Source organism: Nocardioides sp. S5, from assembly GCF_017310035.1.
In the GTDB taxonomy this organism is placed as follows: Bacteria; Actinomycetota; Actinomycetes; order Propionibacteriales; family Nocardioidaceae; genus Nocardioides.
This window is the reverse complement of the sequence record NZ_CP022296.1, coordinates 4,240,750-4,256,706: the sequence shown is the minus strand read 5'-3', so window position 1 is coordinate 4,256,706 and position 15,957 is coordinate 4,240,750. Positions and strand designations below refer to the sequence as shown.

The following is a 15,957-nucleotide window of genomic DNA, read 5'->3' as shown; positions in this document are numbered from 1 at the left end:
CCGGACCCCGAGCCCCCGAAAGCCCCGTCAGGGCAGGAAGAGGTGCGCGATCCAGTAGCAGACCGCGGCGGCGAAGCCGGCGGCCGGGAAGGTCAGCACCCAGGCGGTGAGGATCGACTTCGCCACGCCCCAGCGCACGGCCGACAGGCGCTTGGTCGCGCCGACGCCCATGACCGCGGAGGTGATGGTGTGGGTGGTCGAGATCGGCGCCTCGAAGACGTACGCCGTCGAGTACAGCACCGATGCGGCCACCGACTCGGCCGCGAAGCCGCGGGGCGGGTCGAGGTGGATGATGCGACGGCCCAGCGTGCGCATGATGCGCCAGCCGCCGGAGTAGGTGCCGGCGGAGATGGCTGCGGCCGCGGCGATGATGACCCAGAGCGGGAGCGGGTCGTCGGCACCGACGTAGCCGCCGGCGAGGAGCGCCAGGAAGATCACGCCCATCGTCTTCTGGGCGTCCTGGAGGCCGTGACCGAGCGCCATCGCGGCTGCGGAGATCGTCTGCGCGATCTTGAAGCCACGGTTGGCGCGGCCGGGGTTGGCGTTGCGGAACATCCACATGATCGCCACCATCAGCACGAAGCCGAGGGAGAAGGCGACGATGGGGGAGAGGAACATCGGGATGACGACCTTCTCCAGCACGACGCCCCAGTTGGCGGTGGCGCCCGCGGCGACCGCGGAGCCCACGAGGCCGCCGATGAGGGCGTGCGAGGACGACGAGGGCAGGCCGTAGTACCAGGTGATCAGGTTCCAGGTGATGGCGCCGAGGAGGCCGCACATCACGATCACGAGGGCATGGCTGCCGGTGCCGGGGTCGATCGTCTCCGAGACGGTCTGGGCGACCTTCTGGCCGAGGAAGGCGCCGACGAAGTTCATGACGGCGGCCATGGCCAGCGCGACGCGCGGCTTGAGGGCGCCCGTCGAGACGGACGTCGCGATGGCGTTGGCGGCGTCGTGGAAGCCGTTGGTGTAGTCAAACACCAGGGCGACGACGACGACCGCGATGATGATCCCGATCTCCATCAGGCCTACGACTCCTTGACGGCGATCTGCTCCACGATGTTGGCGACCTTCTCGAAGGCGTCGATCGCCCCCTCGAGGGACTCCACGATGTCCTTGAGCTTCATCACCTCGAGCGCCTCGTGCTCACCGCTGAAGAGGTTGGCGAGGATGCGGCGGTAGGACTTGTCGCCGGTGTTCTCGAGCCGGTTGATCTCGATCCAGTACTCGTCGAGCTTGCCCATCGACTCGAGCTGCGGCATCGCCGCGGCGGTGAGCTCGGCGCAGCGCTGGAGGACCTCGACCTGCTGGGTGGTCTCCGGGGGCAGCGAGGTGACCTCGTAGAGGAGGACCAGGTCGACGGCCTCGTCCATCATGTCCATGACGTCGTCGAGCGCCGAGGCGAGGGAGTAGATGTCCTCGCGGTCGAAAGGCGTGACGAAGGTGCTGTTCACCCGTCGGATGATCGAGTGGGTGGTCTCGTCCGCGGCGTGCTCGGCCTCGCGCATGCGCTGGGCGACCTCTGCCTTGGAGCTGCCGGCGGACAGCATCTCGTTGAGGAGCTGGGAGCCGACGACGAGGTGGTTGGCGGCCTCGCTGAAGAGGTCGTAGAACGAGCTGTCGACAGGGCGGAACTTCAAACGCACGGTGAACTCCGAACGGGGGGCGGATGAACCGTGGTTCATGCTAGGGGGTCGGCCGCCTTCCGACGCAAGTTGCGGCGTACGTCGTCGCGCGGGTGTGACGCGGCGCTCAGCGGCGGCGGCCCCGCTGCCGGGCGATCAGCTCGTCGTGGAGGTGGCGTACGCCGACCTGGAGGTGCCACTCGCCGTCCGAGCCCAGCTCCCACCCGGTGGTGTCCGGGTCGAGCGACAGGTCGAGCAGCGCCCCCACCTGGGCGACGACGTGCGGGTCGCGCAGGCGTACGAGCACCTCGACGCGGCGGTCGAGGTTGCGGTGCATCATGTCGGCCGAGCCGATCCACGCCGCCGGGTCGCCGCCGTTGTCGAACCAGAACACCCGGCTGTGCTCGAGGAACCTGCCCAGGATCGAGCGCACCCGCACGGTCTCGGACAGGCCGGGTACGCCGGGGCGCAGCGCGCAGATGCCGCGGATCACCAGCTCCACGCGCACCCCCTCCTGCGAGGCGAGGTAGAGCGCGTCGATCACCGCCTCGTCGACCACCGAGTTGGCCTTGATCCGGATCCCCGCGGGGCGGCCGGCCTGGTGGTGGGCGATCTCCTGGTGGATCTGGGCGATGAGCCCCTCGCGCACGCTGTGCGGTGCGACGAGGAGGTGGTCGTAGGTGCGGTTGCGGCTGATGCCCGAGAGGTTATTGAAGAGCAGCGCGACGTCCTCGCCGATCTCCGGGTTGGCCGTGAGCAGGCCGAGGTCCTCGTAGACGCGGGCGGTCTTCGGGTTGTAGTTGCCGGTGCCGAGGTGGACGTAGCGACGGATGCCCTCGGGCTCGTCGCGCACCACCATCGACAGCTTGCAGTGGGTCTTGAGCCCGACGAGGCCGTAGACGACGTGGCAGCCGGCCTGCTCGAGCTTGCGGGCCCAGCGGATGTTGGCCTGCTCGTCGAAGCGCGCCTTGATCTCCACGATCACCAGCACCTGCTTGCCGGCCTCGGCGGCGTCGATGAGCGCCTCGATGATCGGGCTGTCGCCGGACGTGCGGTAGAGGGTCTGCTTGATCGCCAGGACGTGCGGGTCGGCGGCGGCCTGCTCGAGGAAGCGCTGCACCGACGTGGCGAACGAGTCGTAGGGGTGGTGCAGCAGCACGTCGTGGCGCGCCACGGAGTCGAAGACGTCGACGGGGGAGGACGACTCGACCTCGGCCAGGCTCGGGTGCGTGGTCGGCAGGAACGCGGCGTACTTGAGGTCGTCACGCGGCAGGTCGGCGATGGAGTGCAGGCCGGTGAGGTCGAGGGGGCCGGGCAGGGAGACGACCTCGTCGCGGCCCACGCCGAGCTCGGAGACCAGGAGGTCGAGGACCTTGGGGTCCATCGACTGCTCGACCTCGAGGCGCACGGGCGGGCCGAAGCGGCGCCGCTGGAGCTCCTTCTCGAGCGCCTTGAGGAGGTTCTCGGCGTCGTCCTCCTCGACCTCGAGGTCCTCGTTGCGGGTGACCCGGAAGGTGTGGGCGCCGAGCACGTCCATGCCCGGGAAGAGCTTCTTGAGGTGCTCGCCGATCACGTCCTCGATGGGGACGAAGCGCTGGTTGCCCAGCCCCACGAAGCGACCGAACGTCGGCGGCACCTTCACCCGGGCGAAGTGCTCGGTGCCGGTCTCGGGGTGACGCACGACGACCGCGAGGTTGAGCGAGAGCCCGGAGATGTAGGGGAAGGGATGGGCGGGGTCGACGGCCAGCGGGGTGAGGACGGGGAAGATCCGGTCCTTGAAGAGCTTCTTGCAGACCTTCTGCTCCTCGCGGTCGAGCTCGGACCACCGCAGGATCTCGATGCCGTGCCCGCCGAGCTCCGGCAGGAGGTCGACCAGCGCCCGGGCGTGGCGCTCCATCAGGTCGCGGCTGCTGACCCAGAGCTGCTCGAGCTGCTCGCGCGGCATCAGCCCGCTGGCTGCACGTACGGCGACTCCGGCGGCGATCCGGCGCTTGAGGCCCGCGACGCGGACCATGAAGAACTCGTCGAGGTTGCTGGCGAAGATCGCGAGGAAGCGAGCCCGCTCGAGCAGCGGCAGGCCCGGGTCCTCGGCGAGCTCGAGGACCCGCTGGTTGAAGTGCAACCAGGAGATCTCGCGGTCGATGAACCGGTCGTCGAACTTCTCCACGGCCTCGATCGCGGCGGCGTCGGGCGTGTAGGGCGGCTCGACGTCGAAGGTGTCGGTGGGGTGGCCGAAGGGCTGGGCCACCGGACCCTCGTCGACCGACGGGGAGATAGCGCTGGTGAGGGTGGCCGGGTCGTTCATGGGCCAAGTCTGGCACCGGTTGGTGAACGGGGGATGGCCAACGGGTCAGTACACCAGCGCCTGGACGCCCTCGCCGAGCACCTGCTCGGCGAACACCGCGGCACCGGCGATGGTCACGCCCTCGCGCAGGTCGCCCTCCACGATCCCGCGGCGGGCGGCGCACTGCGAGCAGACGGTGATCGTCCCGCTGGTCTGCACCACCGCCATGAGCTGGTCCAGCGGCGTGGCGAGGTCGAGGGTGAACTCCTCGGCCCGACCCGGTACGCCGAACCACGCGGCCTCGCCGGTCAGCCAGAGCGAGACGTCCGCCCCGGCGGCGGCTGCGGCGGCGGCGACGGTGAAGCCCTGGTTGAGGCGCTCGGCATCCTCGGCGCCGCAGGTGACCTTGACGACCAGTGATCGGGGCATGGCCTCACATTAGAGTGACGTCCATGCCCTTCGAGCTGCCGGACAACCTCCACCCCAACTGCGGCCCCGTGGCGTGGCTGCTCGGCACCTGGCGCGGCAACGGCCACGGCGACTACCCGACGATCGAGAAGTTCCACTTCGGCCAGGAGCTGATCTTCACCCACGACGGCCGGCCGTTCTTCCACTACATGTCGCGCGCGTGGATCGAGGACGAGGACGGCGAGTTCGTCCGCGACGCCGCGATGGAGACCGGCTTCCTGCGCTGCCCGGAGCCGGGCAAGGTCGAGCTGCTGCTCGCGCACAACATCGGCTTCTCCGAGGTCTGGTACGGCGCCGCCGAGGGCGGCAAGCTCGAGATGCACACCGCCGGGGTGTCCTTCACCGAGACCGCGAAGGAGGTCACCGGCGGGTCGCGGATGTACGGCAACGTCGAGGGCGACCTCCTCTACGCCTATGACATGGCCGCGGTCGGCCAGGACCTCCAGCCCCACACCTGGGCCCGCCTCCAGCGGGCGTGAGCCCTGCGATGAGCGACGACCTCGCTGCCCGGCTGCGCGAGCAGGGGCTGCGCCTCACCCCGCAGCGCCAGCTGATCCTGCGCGCCGTCGAGGAGCTCGGGCACGCCACGCCCGACGAGGTGCTGGCCCACGTGCGCAGCCAGGTCAGCTCGGTCAACGCCTCCACCGTCTACCGCACCCTCGAGGTCCTCGAGGAGCTCGGTCTGGTGCGCCACACCCACCTCAGCGACCGCGCGCCGACCTACCACTCCACCCGCGAGCACGAGCACGTCCACGCGGTCTGCCGCCGTTGCCACGCCGTACGCTCCTACGACCCCGCGGTCGTCGCACCGCTCGTCGCGGCGCTGGGCGAGGACGGCTTCACCGTCGACGTCGGGCACCTCGCGATCTTCGGGGTCTGCGCGGACTGCGCCTCGAGGGATCCCCGGGCACCCGGGGAAACTGAAGCCTCCACTGCGAAACTTCGGGGGTGAAGCTCCAGTTTCCCCGGGTAGCCGGGGAAACCGGCAAGCACGGTGCCGCGACCTAGACTCGAGGCATGGCCAGCCCCTTCCTCGCCCTTCCCGGAGCCGTCGCCGGCGACGGCATCGACGCCCCGGTCGCCGCGCACTACGGCTCCTTCAACACCGAGCAGCGCAGCCTGGCCCGCGGTGAGGGCTTCGTGGACCTGTCGCACCGCGACGTCCTCCGGATCTCCGGTCCCGACCGCCTCAGCTGGCTGCACAGCCTCACCACCCAGTACTTCGACGGCCTCGCCCCCGGCGTGTGGACCCAGGCCCTGGTGTTGAGCCCGCAGGGGCACGTCGAGCACGCCTTCGCCGGCGTCGACGACGGCGAGTCCTTCACCGCCCACACCGAGCCCGGCGCCGGTGCCGCGCTGGTGGAGTGGCTGGAGCGGATGAAGTTCATGACCCGCGTCGAGATCTCGCTGGTCGACGACCTGGCTGTGATGTGGCGCCCGGGCGAGGGCGCGGGGCGCTACGACCTCGTCCCGCGCGAGCGCATGGCGGCGTACGCCGAAGCTGCCGAGCCGGCCGCCGGCCTGTGGGCCTTCGAGGCGCTGCGGATCGAGCGCGGCGAGCCGCGCCTGGGCATCGACACCGACCACCGCACGATCCCCAACGAGGTCGGCTGGATCGGTCCGGCGGTGCACCTCGAGAAGGGGTGCTACCGCGGGCAGGAGACGGTCGCGCGCGTGCACACCCTCGGCCGTCCGCCGCGACGGCTGGCGCTGCTCCACCTCGACGGGTCGGAGAACCGCCTCCCCGCCGCCGGGTCGCCGGTGTCCTACGAGGGCCGCGACGTCGGGTTCGTCGGCTCGAGCGCCCGCCACCACGAGCTCGGCCCGATCGCGCTCGCGCTCGTGAAGCGCAACGTCCCGGTCGACGCGACCCTCACCGTCGACGAGATGCCGGCCGCCCAGGAGGTCGTCGTCGACCCCGAGGTCGGGCTGCACGTGCGCCCGCTGCGCTAGTCAGCGGTCCGTGCGGGCGTACTGCACGTGGGTGTCGACGTCCGCGTGGGTGAAGCCGAGGCGTGAGTAGACCGCGACGGCCGGCGCGTTGTCCGACTCGACGTAGAGCAGGACCTCCTCCACCCCCAGCCCCGCGAGGTGGTGCAGCCCGGCGAGGGTCAGCACGCGGCCGAGCCCGCGACCCTGGGCCGCCGGCGCGACGCCCACGACGTAGACCTCGCCCAGCCGGGCGTCGTGCTGCTTGGTCCAGTGGAAGCCCAGCACTCCCGACGCGTCCTCGGCGACGAGCAGCCCGGCCGGGTCGAACCACGGCTCGGCCATCCGCCGAGCGAGGTTGTCGGCGTCCATCGCGCCCTGCTCCGGGTGGCTCGCGAAGGCCGCCGCGTTGACCTCGACGACCGTGTCCGCGTCGGCGTCGCGGTAGCCGCGGATCGTGACCCCCGGCGGCGGCTCCAGCGGGGGCAGCTCCAGGCGCGCGTCGCGGCGCATGACCCACAGGTCGCGCACCCGCTCCCAGCCGTGCCCCGCGGCGAGCCGGGCCGCGGCCGGGTGGTTGCCGTGGGACCAGGCCGTGCGCGCGTCGGCGTACGCCGTCCCCTGCAGCAGCGCGGTCGCGACACCGCGCCTGCGCTGGTCGGGGTGCACCGCCAGGCTCAGGTCGCCGTCGTGCACGAGCGAGAAGCCTCCGTCGCGGACCGTGACGGCCGCGGTGCCGTCGGTGAGCGCCATCCGGGCGGCCTCGTCGAGCGGTGAGGCTCCGTCGGCAGCGCCCGCCGCCTCGGCGATCCGGATGACTTCGGCGACCTCGTCCACGCCTCGACCCTAGCCCCGCTGGTCGGGGACCGGCTCAGGCGTCGGAGGTCGAGCGCGAGGAGCGGGGCTGCTCCTCGGTGTCCTTGTCGCGGGTGGGGACGACGAAGCGGTAGCCGACGTTGCGGACCGTGCCGATGTGGTGCTCGTGCTCGGTTCCGAGCTTGGCGCGCAGGCGGCGCACGTGGACGTCGACGGTGCGGGTGCCGCCGAAGTAGTCGTAGCCCCAGACCTCCTGCAGCAGCTGCTCGCGGCTGAAGACGCGGCCGGGGTGCTGGGCGAGGTACTTGAGGAGCTCGAACTCCTTGTAGGTCAGGTCGAGCGGTCGGCCGCCGATGCGGGCGGTGTAGGTGGCGTCGTCCACGACGACCTCGCCGCGGTGGATCACGTGGGCGCTGGGGTCGTCCGGCGACGCGGCCCCGGCGCGGCCGATGGCGAGGCGGATCCGGGCGTCGAGCTCGGCCGGGCCGCACGTGTGGAGCACCACGTCGTCCATGCCCCAGTCGTGGGCGACGACGGCGAGGCCGCCCTCGGTGACGACGAGCAGGACCGGTGCGTCGACGCCGGTGGTGCGGATCAGGCGGCACAGGTCGCGCGCGGCGGCGAGGTCCTGGCGGCCGTCGACGAGCACCAGGTCGGCGTCCGGCGCGTCGAGCAGCGCACTGCCCTGGGCCGGGACGATCTTGACGCTGTGCGACAGCAGTGCGAGCCCCGGGAGCACCTCGGCCGACGGCTGGAGCGCGCTCGTGAGCAGCAGCAGTGTGCTCATGGCGGGGCCCTCCTCGTGCCGGCGATGAGCAAGGATATCCCTCATGAGCGACGCTGACGGGCGAGTCCGGGGACCTGAGACGGTGACCGTGCGCTACTGGGCGGGGGCACGGGCGGCCGCCGGGACCGCCGAGGACACCTTCGAGGTCGTCGGGGAGGTCACCCTCGCCGAGCTGGTGCGCCGGGTGCTCGAGCGGCACCCCGACGACCGGATGGCCCGCACGGTGGGTGTCTGCTCGGTGCTCGTGGGGGACCGGCCGGTGCGGTCGCAGGACCCCGCGACCGTGGTCGTGGAGCCCGGCTCGGTGGTCGAGCTGCTGCCCCCGTTCGCCGGAGGGTGAGCGGGCGGACGCGGCGATGCGATAGAACTACGTTTCGACAGGCCTCCTACGGGGGATGGCCTGCGTGCCGGGCACGCGTGTGCCGGCATGAGTCCGAGGGGGACAACAGAATGATGAGCACTCACGGGGGAGCCTTCGCGCGCCTCGTCGCCGGTGGCGCAGCCGTCGCGACGATGGTCGCCGGCTTCTCGATCGGGCTGGCGACGCCGGCCCACGCGGCCCCGGTCAGCGTCACGACGACGCTCACCGACCCGGCCGGCAACACGCTGGACGGCGAGGTCGAGGCGTACGCCCTCCAGCCCGACGGCTTCTACCGCTATGTCGACCAGGCCGTCGTGGCCGACGGCCAGGTCCGCATCGACGTCGAGCCGGGCACCTACAAGTTCTACTTCGGCGACGACGACCGCGTCTTCGTCGGTGAGTACTACAACGACAAGCAGACGATGGAGACCGCCGACGCGGTCGCGGTCGCGGGCCCGACGGCCCTCGCGCCGGTCGCCCTCGCGGCACGCCCCACGCTCTCCGGCCAGGTGGTCTCGCCGACCGGCAGGCCGATCGAGGACGCGCGGGTCACGATCTACGACGTCGCGACCAGCTCGCCGCGCACGACGGTGCTCACCCGGGCCGACGGCTCGTGGGTGGCGGGCGTGGACCCCGGCGACTACAAGGCGTACTTCTCGGCCGACGGCTACGCGTTCGAGTACTTCAGCAACAAGGCGACCCTCGCGTCCGCCGACGCGGTCGCTGCCGGCGCCAACCTGGGCCAGGTGGCGCTGTCGCGTGGCGGCGTGGTGCAGGGCACGGTCACCAACACCGGCGGCGCGCCGCTCGAGCGGGCGCAGGCCACGGTCTACACCGTGGACGGCGGCCAGGTGGGCAGTGACCTGACCGACGCCGCCGGCGTCTACCGCATCGAGGGCGTCGACCCGGGCAGCTACCGCGTGCAGTTCAGCGACCCGGTCGAGGAATACCTGCCCGAGTGGTTCAACGACAAGCCCTCGCGTGACACCGCGGACCCGGTCGACGTCGGTGTCGACGGAGTCACCACCGTCAACGCGGCCCTGGCGCCCGACCCGGACGCCTACGTCGACCCCGCCGCCGTGGACGTCTCTGGCACCGTCGTGGACTCGGCGGGCCAGCCCGTCATCGGCGCCGACGTCACCGCCTACGACACCCCGCTCGACGCCGACAAGCCGGCCGCGCTGGTCCGGGTCACGTCGGGTCGCGCCGGGCAGTTCAGCTTCACCGAGCTCTCGCGCACCTCGGAGTCGATCTTCAAGATCCAGGCACAGGACCGGCTCGGCCGCGAGGAGGGGCAGTACGAGCGCCTCGACCGCTGGTTCGGCGGCGCCCAGACGTACGACGTCGCCGCGACGGTCGGCAAGCCGACCGGCGGGGTCACCATCACGCTGCCCCTGACCGGTGGCGTGAGCGGCACCATCACCTCGGAGTCGGGCCTGGAGGTCATGGGCACCGCCGTGCGCTTCTTCGACGAGAAGGGCAACCCGGTCGAGGAGACCACCGCCTACGCCGAGGGTGACGGCACCTACTCCGCCACCAACCTCGTCCCGGGCACCTACAAGGCGCAGTTCATCGACTACGACCAGTCGAGCTTCTGGAGCTTCGGCTACGAGGTGCCCCGCGGCCACGCGCCCGAGTGGTACGACGACACGTCCTACGTGAAGGCCGAGAAGATCGTCGTCAAGAGCGGTCAGACCGTGACCGGCGTCGACGCTGCGCTGTCGGAGGACCTCCGTGCCTTCCGCAAGCCCGAGGTCAACGGCAAGCCCTACCTCGGCGGCAAGGTCCGGGCCTACCCCGGCGTGTGGTCCGTCGACAGCGGCACCACCTACTCCTACGCGTGGCTCGTCGGCGACACCGTCGTCGGCACCGGCGCCACCTGGAAGGTGACCAAGGCGGCGAAGAACAAGCGGCTCACGCTGCGCGTCACCGCCGAGAACGGCATCCTCAACGGCACGGCGGTGGTCGCCAGCCAGGTGATCAAGAAGAAGCCGAAGGTCAAGGTCGCCGTGAAGGGCACCAAGGCGACGATCACCGTCTCGGCCAAGAAGGTGAAGGCCAAGAAGTTCAAGGGCAGCGTCGTGGTGAAGAAGATCGTCCGCGAGGACGAGTACGGCGCGCCGGTCCTCAAGAAGATCGGCAAGGCCAAGCTGCGCAACGGCAAGGCGTCGCTGACGCTCAAGAAGCTGGCCAAGGGCAAGAACAAGCTGGTCTTCCAGGTCACGCTGAAGGGCGGCAAGTACGGCAACGCCGAGGTCACCAAGACGGTGAAGCTCAAGCGCTGAGGCGTTCCACCGCACGCACACGACGGGCCCCGGGAAGCGTGTTCCCGGGGCCCGTCGTCCTTCCCCCGCGAGGGCTCAGGCCTCGATCGCCTGGCGCGAGTCGCTGTCGGTGCGCAGCTCGATCTTGCGCGGCTTCGCCTTCTCTGCGACCGGTACGACGAGCCGGAGCACGCCGTCGCTGTAGGTCGCGTCGATGTGGTCGAGGTCGAGGTTGTCGCCGAGCACGAGCTGGCGGCTGAACGCACCGCGCGGCCGCTCGGAGGCGAGCATCTGCCAGTCGCCGTTGCTCTGCGCCACGCGCTCGGCGCGGATGGTCAGGACGTTGCGCTCCACGTCGAGGTCCACCGAGTCGGGGCTGACCCCCGGCAGGTCGAACTCGAGGACGAAGCGGTCTCCCTCGCGCCATGCGTCCATCGGCATGACGACGGGTCGGTTGGTGGTGCCCATGAGCTGCTGGGTGAGCCGGTCGAACTCACGGAACGGGTCGGCGTTGCGGATCAACATGGCGGTCTTCCTCCTGGTTCTGGGATCGGTCGAGGCCCTGCGTGAGTGCCTCTGATCTGTAACACGCGGTATAGGTTTCTTATATTCCAGAGATCAGGCAGAATCAAGACCTCCAGGCGAAGAAGTGGGGAGGCGGCGGTGGCGGGACGGGAGGTCGGGGTCTTCGCGATCTCGGTCGCGGCCGAGATGACGTCGATGCAGGTGCAGAACCTCCGGGTCTACGAGCGTCGTGGGCTGGTCGCCCCGGACCGCACGTCCGGCGGCACGCGGCTCTACAGCTCCGACGACATCGAGCGGCTGCACCGCATCCGCGACCTGCTCGCCGCGGGGCTCAACCTCGCAGGCATCGCGGCCGTCCTGGAGCTCGAGGAGGAGAACCAGTGCCTGCGAGCCCGTCTCGCGCGGGTGGGCGACCGGTCCTGACGCTCGGGAACACGCGAGGCACCACGCGACGTTGGGTCCGTCATGAGCACGGGAGCATGGATCGCGGTGGGCGCCGTCGCGCTCGCCCTGGTCGTCGGCCTCTGGCGGCTCGCGACCGACGGGCGCTTCCGCGGCACCCACGCCGTACGCCAGTCGGACCCACCGCCGGTCGAGGAAGGACGAGGTCCTGTCACGAGACCTCCCGGCGCCGAGCTCGTCACCGCGGTGGGCGAGCAGCTGGGGGAGCGCGCCACGCTCCTGCAGTTCTCGAGTGCCTTCTGCGCCCCATGCCGCGCCACGCGGCGGGTGCTGGGTGAGGTCACCGACCTGGTCGAGGGCGTACGCCACGTCGAGGTCGACGCCGAGCACCACCTGGACGCCACCCGTGCCTTCGGGATCCTCCGTACGCCGACCACGGTCGTGCTCGACGCCACCGGCGCCGAGGTCACCCGCGCCACGGGCGCACCGTCGCGCGACCAGGTGCTGAGCGCCGTGGCGCAGGTCTGATCTCACGATATGGATGCAAGGACCACATCATGAGACAGACGGTCGAGACCCGTCGGCGACGGCCTACTGTCGTGGCCATGTCGTCGACCATGCTCACCAAGCGCCGCGCAGTGGACCACTGCCGCGTGCGCTCGGCGCTGTGTCGAATGTCGTGACGTCCCGCCGTTGACCTGAGCGCAGCCGTCTCCCGTCCGGGAGGCCTGCTCCGGTGGGACTCGGCGCTGGGTTGCCCCCAGCGCGCCTGGCCTAGTGCCGCGCCGACCACCCCGGGAGAGACATGTCCACCACCGCCACGCCCCGCTCCTCCACGACCGTCACCGGTCGTCCGGAGGGAGCCATCGACCCGCGCAGCCCCCAGCTCGCGGCGGCCCTGACCGCCGTGGTGCTGGTGGCGGTGCTGCTGCTGCCGTCGCCGGCCAACGTCGTCCTGCTCGCGGTCCAGGCCGCGCTCTTCGCCGTCGGCGCGGTCCGCGGGGTGCAGGCCACGCCGCACGCGTGGCTGTTCCGCACCCTCGTACGCCCACGGCTGGCGCCGCCCACCGAATGGGAGGCGCCGGAGCCGCCGCGCTTCGCCCAGGCCGTCGGCCTGGCCTTCGCCCTCGTCGGCCTCGTCGCGTTCCTGGCGGGCGCGACGGTGCTCGGGCAGGTCGCGGTCGGGTTCGCCCTGGTCGCCGCCCTGCTCAACGCCCTCTTCGCCTTCTGCCTGGGATGCGAGGTCTACCTGCTCGTCCGCCGCTTCATCGCCACCGCCTGATCGCCCGAAGTTTCCATCACAAGGAGCACACCACCATGAGCCGTGAGAACTCGCTCGTCACCGCCCAGTGGGTCGAGGACAACCTCGACACCGACGGCATCGTCCTCGTCGAGGTCGACGAGGACACCACCGCCTACGACAAGGGCCACATCCGTGGCGCCATCAAGCTCGACTGGACCACCGACCTCCAGGACCAGGTCCGTCGCGACTTCGTCAGCAAGGAGCAGTTCGAGGCGCTGCTGTCCGAGCGCGGGGTGTCCAACGACGACACCGTCGTGCTCTACGGCGGCAACAACAACTGGTTCGCCGCCTACGCCTACTGGTACTTCAAGCTCTACGGCCACCAGGACGTCAAGCTCCTCGACGGCGGCCGCAAGAAGTGGGAGCTCGACTCGCGCGAGCTGACCGACGAGCTGCCCAGCCGCGCGCAGACGTCGTACACCGCCACCGAGCAGGACCACTCCATCCGCGCCTTCCGCGACGAGACCGTGGCGGCCATCGGCACCCAGAACCTGGTCGACGTGCGCAGCCCCGACGAGTACGCCGGACGCCTGCTCGCCCCGGCCCACCTCCCGCAGGAGCAGGCCCAGCGCGCCGGTCACGTCCCGACCTCGATCAACGTGCCGTGGAGCAAGGCGGCCAACGACGACGGCACCTTCAAGTCCGATGACGAGCTGCGCGAGATCTACGGCGCCGCCGGCCTCGACGACTCCAAGGACACCATCGCGCTGTGCCGCATCGGCGAGCGCTCCTCGCACACGTGGTTCGTGCTCAAGGAGCTGCTCGGCCACGACAACGTGAAGAACTACGACGGCTCGTGGACCGAGTACGGCTCCCTCGTCGGCGTCCCCGTCGCCCTCGGCGACGAGCCCGGGGAGGCCTGAGATGTGCGGAGCAACCGAGGGCGGGCTGTCGCTCGACGGCGTCAACGTGGCCAAGGAGGCCGTGATCCAGGGCCAGGTCCTGAGGGGCGGTGCCGGTGAGGAGAGCGAGCCGGTGCCCAACGCCTACGTGAGGCTGCTCGACCGCTCCGGCGAGTTCACCGCCGAGGTGCCGACGTCGGCCACCGGGCACTTCCGCTTCTTCGCCGGTGACGGTGAGTGGACGCTGCGCACCCTCGCTCCGAAGGCGCAGCCGGTGGACACCCGCGTCGTCGCGGCGACCGGGTCCGTGGCCGAGGTCCAGGTGCTCGTCAGCGCCTGACGTTCGTCAAGGAGGACGCCCTGCGCTGCGAGCGCGGGGCGTTCCTCTCATTTTTCACACGGTTCTCCCACAGTGCCTGCGCCACCTCCCTCCGGCCTCGTACGGTGACGATCCGGCGGTGCGTGTGAAGGAGGGTTGCGTGACGGCACAGACCCATGTGGCCGAGACGGACGACCTGTGGCGGCTGACCATGGAGCACTCGCCCGTCGGCATGGCGATCGTCTCTCCCGCGGGAGCGTTCCTCACCGTCAACGCAGCGCTGTGCGACATGCTCGGCTACGAGCCCGACGTGCTCGCCACCCTCGACGTCCGGTCGATCACCCATCCCGACGACCTCGCGAGCGACCTGCGGTTGCTCGACCAGACCATCGCGGGCGACATCAGCTCCTACCGGATCACCAAGCGCTACATCTGCGCCGACGGCACCGTGGCGATCGGCGACCTGTCGGTCGCGCTGCTGCGGGCGCCGGACGGATCGCCGGTCCACTTCATCTCCCAGGTCGCCGACATCACCGAGCGGCACGCGTTCGTCGAGCGGCTCGACGCGGCCGAGGCCGCGGTGGAGGCGGAGCAGCAACGCACCGAGGCCCTCTTCGAGTCGGTGGCCGTCGGGCTGCTTCAGGTCGACGCCGACGGTGCCTACCTCGCCTTCAACAACCGCCTCTCCGACATCCTCGACCTGGCCTACCCGCGCGGGCACGACGGCCACGCGGGCCCGGACGCCTTCGTCTACGACCTCGACCTGCGCCGGCTGCCCGTCGACGAGCTGCCGTCGGTGCGAGCCGCACGAGGTGAGCAGTTCGACGGCGTGATGCTGTGGGTCGGGGAGGACCCGGACTCCCGGCGCGCGCTGTCGGTCTCCGCGCGTCCGGTCCGTGACCGGATCGGACGCCTCACCGGCGCCGTGGTCGCTCTCCAGGACGTCACCGACCTGCTGCGGGCGGTGGGGGCCAAGGACGACTTCGTCGCGATCGTGTCCCACGAGCTGCGTACGCCGCTGACCTCCGCGCTCGCCTACCTCGAGCTGCTCGACGACTCCGGCGACGTCAGCGCCGAGGGGCGCCAGCAGGTCGGCGCCGCCCGGCGCAACATGCTGAGGCTGTCCCACCTCGTCGCCGACCTGCTCCTCGCCGCCCGCGTGTCAGCCGGGTCGTCGGTCGTCGACCGCTACCGTCTCGACGTCGCAGCGGTGCTCACCGAGGCCGTCGAGGCCGCCGGGCTCGACGCGTCGGGATCCGGCGTACGCGTGGAGTGGCACGGGCCCTCCTCGCTGGTGGCTGTCGCCGACGGCATGCGCCTGCGGCAGGTGCTCGACAACCTGCTCGCCAACGCCATCGCCTACAGCCGGGCCGGTGACCTGGTCCGCGTCACCCTGTCGGAGGACCGTGACCATGTCGTGCTCACCGTGGCCGACGAAGGGGTCGGCATCGACCGCCTCGACGTCGCCGACGTCTTCACCCGCTTCTTCCGCGGCGCCAACGCGCGCCGTCTCCAGGTGCCCGGCGCCGGCCTCGGCCTGGACATCGTCCGCACCATCGTCGAGGCCCACGCCGGCCAGGTGTCGCTCGACAGCGCCCCCGGCGCCGGCACCACCGTGCGGGTGGCGCTGCCGCTCTGAGGCTCCCCTGCGCGCCCGCACGTGCGAGGACCCCCTGCGGGGGGCAGGGGGTCCGGGGCGACCGGGTGGGGTCCGGCGCGTGTCCCGCAGGGGTGGGTTCCCGCGGGGCTGGTGCGAGGCATCTCAAGATGATTTGTCATCGCACTTGCCCAAGTTTGTCAAAGCGGACGACACTCAGCACTAGTTTTGACAAAGTTTCTCAGGCAGGGGCTCGGGACGCCTGCCAACCAACCCCACACAGCACACCTAGCCCCTGGAGTCACCATGAACCGCAAGGCCCCCCGCATCCTCGTCGCCTCGATCGCCCTGATCGGCATGATCGGTCTCTCCTCGCCGGCCGAGGCCGCGCCTGCCCAGCAGCAGATGCGCAACGTGTGGTGCTGCTGATCCCGA

Annotated in this window: 19 protein-coding genes; 12 read left to right on the top strand and 7 right to left on the bottom strand. The window is 70.9% G+C overall.

Features of this window, described 5'->3' with window-relative positions; genetic code table 11:
* Positions 1-27: 27 nt before the first annotated feature.
* From CFI00_RS21025 to CFI00_RS21010, 4 genes are all read right to left on the bottom strand, one after another.
* Entirely contained in the window at positions 28-1,023 is a 996-nt protein-coding gene (locus tag CFI00_RS21025) for an inorganic phosphate transporter (RefSeq protein ID WP_207082909.1), read from the bottom strand.
* A 5-nt stretch (positions 1,024-1,028) separates the two neighbouring features.
* Positions 1,029-1,646 carry a DUF47 family protein gene (locus CFI00_RS21020; protein ID WP_207082908.1) on the bottom strand — a complete coding sequence of 206 codons (618 nt, stop codon included), beginning with the start codon at positions 1,644-1,646 and terminating at the stop codon, positions 1,029-1,031.
* Between the two features lie 106 nt (positions 1,647-1,752).
* Positions 1,753-3,930: an RNA degradosome polyphosphate kinase gene (locus tag CFI00_RS21015; protein ID WP_207082907.1), complete on the bottom strand. Its 2,178-nt coding sequence runs from the start codon at positions 3,928-3,930 to the stop codon at positions 1,753-1,755.
* Positions 3,931-3,975: 45 nt separating this feature from the next.
* Positions 3,976-4,338 (bottom strand): DsrE family protein, encoded by a 363-nt coding sequence (locus CFI00_RS21010; protein WP_207082906.1) that lies wholly within the window; start codon positions 4,336-4,338, stop codon positions 3,976-3,978.
* A 23-nt stretch (positions 4,339-4,361) separates the two neighbouring features.
* Here CFI00_RS21010 and CFI00_RS21005 point away from each other — a divergent pair, with 23 nt between their 5' ends.
* From CFI00_RS21005 to CFI00_RS20995, 3 genes are all read left to right on the top strand, one after another.
* Complete coding sequence (locus tag CFI00_RS21005; RefSeq protein ID WP_207082905.1) at positions 4,362-4,856, top strand: FABP family protein; 495 nt, start codon at positions 4,362-4,364, stop codon at positions 4,854-4,856.
* 8 nt (positions 4,857-4,864) lie between these two features.
* Positions 4,865-5,329: a Fur family transcriptional regulator gene (locus tag CFI00_RS21000; protein ID WP_207082904.1), complete on the top strand. Its 465-nt coding sequence runs from the start codon at positions 4,865-4,867 to the stop codon at positions 5,327-5,329.
* Between the two features lie 65 nt (positions 5,330-5,394).
* Entirely contained in the window at positions 5,395-6,330 is a 936-nt protein-coding gene (locus tag CFI00_RS20995; protein ID WP_207082903.1) for a folate-binding protein YgfZ, read from the top strand.
* Here CFI00_RS20995 and mshD read toward each other — a convergent pair whose 3' ends face one another.
* On the bottom strand, positions 6,331-7,143 hold the full coding sequence (gene mshD / locus CFI00_RS20990) for a mycothiol synthase (RefSeq protein ID WP_207082902.1): 813 nt from the start codon (positions 7,141-7,143) through the stop codon (positions 6,331-6,333).
* Positions 7,144-7,177: 34 nt separating this feature from the next.
* A complete protein-coding gene (locus CFI00_RS20985) occupies positions 7,178-7,909 on the bottom strand; it encodes a response regulator transcription factor (RefSeq protein ID WP_207082901.1) in 732 nt (243 codons plus the stop codon).
* 43 nt (positions 7,910-7,952) lie between these two features.
* Between CFI00_RS20985 and CFI00_RS20980 the strand changes: the two genes are divergently transcribed.
* Positions 7,953-8,249, top strand: a complete 297-nt coding sequence (locus CFI00_RS20980; RefSeq protein WP_207082900.1) for a MoaD/ThiS family protein — start codon at positions 7,953-7,955, stop codon at positions 8,247-8,249.
* Positions 8,250-8,359: 110 nt separating this feature from the next.
* On the top strand, positions 8,360-10,555 hold the full coding sequence (locus tag CFI00_RS20975) for a carboxypeptidase-like regulatory domain-containing protein (protein WP_207082899.1): 2,196 nt from the start codon (positions 8,360-8,362) through the stop codon (positions 10,553-10,555).
* A 75-nt stretch (positions 10,556-10,630) separates the two neighbouring features.
* On the opposite strand, the gene CFI00_RS20970 is transcribed toward CFI00_RS20975, so the two are convergent.
* Positions 10,631-11,059: an Hsp20 family protein gene (locus tag CFI00_RS20970; protein WP_207082898.1), complete on the bottom strand. Its 429-nt coding sequence runs from the start codon at positions 11,057-11,059 to the stop codon at positions 10,631-10,633.
* A gap of 138 nt (positions 11,060-11,197) precedes the next feature.
* On the opposite strand from CFI00_RS20970, the gene CFI00_RS20965 reads away from it, so the two are divergent.
* The 7 genes from CFI00_RS20965 (at position 11,198) to CFI00_RS23930 (ending at position 15,951) form a co-directional block, all read left to right on the top strand.
* Positions 11,198-11,482: a MerR family transcriptional regulator gene (locus CFI00_RS20965; protein WP_242532546.1), complete on the top strand. Its 285-nt coding sequence runs from the start codon at positions 11,198-11,200 to the stop codon at positions 11,480-11,482.
* 42 nt (positions 11,483-11,524) lie between these two features.
* Positions 11,525-11,989, top strand: coding sequence for a thioredoxin family protein (locus CFI00_RS20960; protein WP_207082897.1), 465 nt, complete (start codon positions 11,525-11,527; stop codon positions 11,987-11,989).
* A 277-nt stretch (positions 11,990-12,266) separates the two neighbouring features.
* Positions 12,267-12,743, top strand: coding sequence for a DUF4395 domain-containing protein (locus CFI00_RS20955; RefSeq protein WP_207082896.1), 477 nt, complete (start codon positions 12,267-12,269; stop codon positions 12,741-12,743).
* Positions 12,744-12,778: 35 nt separating this feature from the next.
* Positions 12,779-13,627 (top strand): sulfurtransferase, encoded by an 849-nt coding sequence (locus CFI00_RS20950; protein WP_207082895.1) that lies wholly within the window; start codon positions 12,779-12,781, stop codon positions 13,625-13,627.
* Between the two features lies 1 nt (position 13,628).
* On the top strand, positions 13,629-13,946 hold the full coding sequence (locus CFI00_RS20945) for a DUF1416 domain-containing protein (protein ID WP_207082894.1): 318 nt from the start codon (positions 13,629-13,631) through the stop codon (positions 13,944-13,946).
* A gap of 139 nt (positions 13,947-14,085) precedes the next feature.
* Positions 14,086-15,564, top strand: coding sequence for a HAMP domain-containing sensor histidine kinase (locus CFI00_RS20940; protein WP_207082893.1), 1,479 nt, complete (start codon positions 14,086-14,088; stop codon positions 15,562-15,564).
* A gap of 264 nt (positions 15,565-15,828) precedes the next feature.
* On the top strand, positions 15,829-15,951 hold the full coding sequence (locus CFI00_RS23930; RefSeq protein WP_277988326.1) for a hypothetical protein: 123 nt from the start codon (positions 15,829-15,831) through the stop codon (positions 15,949-15,951).
* Positions 15,952-15,957: the final 6 nt, after the last annotated feature.

Excerpts from the sequence above, each read along its gene's own strand:
- CFI00_RS21025 (WP_207082909.1), bottom strand. The coding sequence starts at position 1,023 with ATGGAGATCGGGATCATCATCGCGGTCGTCGTCGTCGCCCTGGTGTTT.
- CFI00_RS21015 (WP_207082907.1), bottom strand. The coding sequence starts at position 3,930 with ATGAACGACCCGGCCACCCTCACCAGCGCTATCTCCCCGTCGGTCGAC.
- CFI00_RS21010 (WP_207082906.1), bottom strand. The coding sequence starts at position 4,338 with ATGCCCCGATCACTGGTCGTCAAGGTCACCTGCGGCGCCGAGGATGCC.
- CFI00_RS21005 (WP_207082905.1), top strand. The coding sequence starts at position 4,362 with ATGCCCTTCGAGCTGCCGGACAACCTCCACCCCAACTGCGGCCCCGTG.
- CFI00_RS21000 (WP_207082904.1), top strand. The coding sequence starts at position 4,865 with ATGAGCGACGACCTCGCTGCCCGGCTGCGCGAGCAGGGGCTGCGCCTC.
- CFI00_RS20995 (WP_207082903.1), top strand. The coding sequence starts at position 5,395 with ATGGCCAGCCCCTTCCTCGCCCTTCCCGGAGCCGTCGCCGGCGACGGC.
- CFI00_RS20985 (WP_207082901.1), bottom strand. The coding sequence starts at position 7,909 with ATGAGCACACTGCTGCTGCTCACGAGCGCGCTCCAGCCGTCGGCCGAG.
- CFI00_RS20980 (WP_207082900.1), top strand. The coding sequence starts at position 7,953 with ATGAGCGACGCTGACGGGCGAGTCCGGGGACCTGAGACGGTGACCGTG.
- CFI00_RS20975 (WP_207082899.1), top strand. The coding sequence starts at position 8,360 with ATGATGAGCACTCACGGGGGAGCCTTCGCGCGCCTCGTCGCCGGTGGC.
- CFI00_RS20970 (WP_207082898.1), bottom strand. The coding sequence starts at position 11,059 with ATGTTGATCCGCAACGCCGACCCGTTCCGTGAGTTCGACCGGCTCACC.
- CFI00_RS20960 (WP_207082897.1), top strand. The coding sequence starts at position 11,525 with ATGAGCACGGGAGCATGGATCGCGGTGGGCGCCGTCGCGCTCGCCCTG.
- CFI00_RS20955 (WP_207082896.1), top strand. The coding sequence starts at position 12,267 with ATGTCCACCACCGCCACGCCCCGCTCCTCCACGACCGTCACCGGTCGT.
- CFI00_RS20950 (WP_207082895.1), top strand. The coding sequence starts at position 12,779 with ATGAGCCGTGAGAACTCGCTCGTCACCGCCCAGTGGGTCGAGGACAAC.
- CFI00_RS20945 (WP_207082894.1), top strand. The coding sequence starts at position 13,629 with ATGTGCGGAGCAACCGAGGGCGGGCTGTCGCTCGACGGCGTCAACGTG.
- CFI00_RS23930 (WP_277988326.1), top strand. The coding sequence starts at position 15,829 with ATGAACCGCAAGGCCCCCCGCATCCTCGTCGCCTCGATCGCCCTGATC.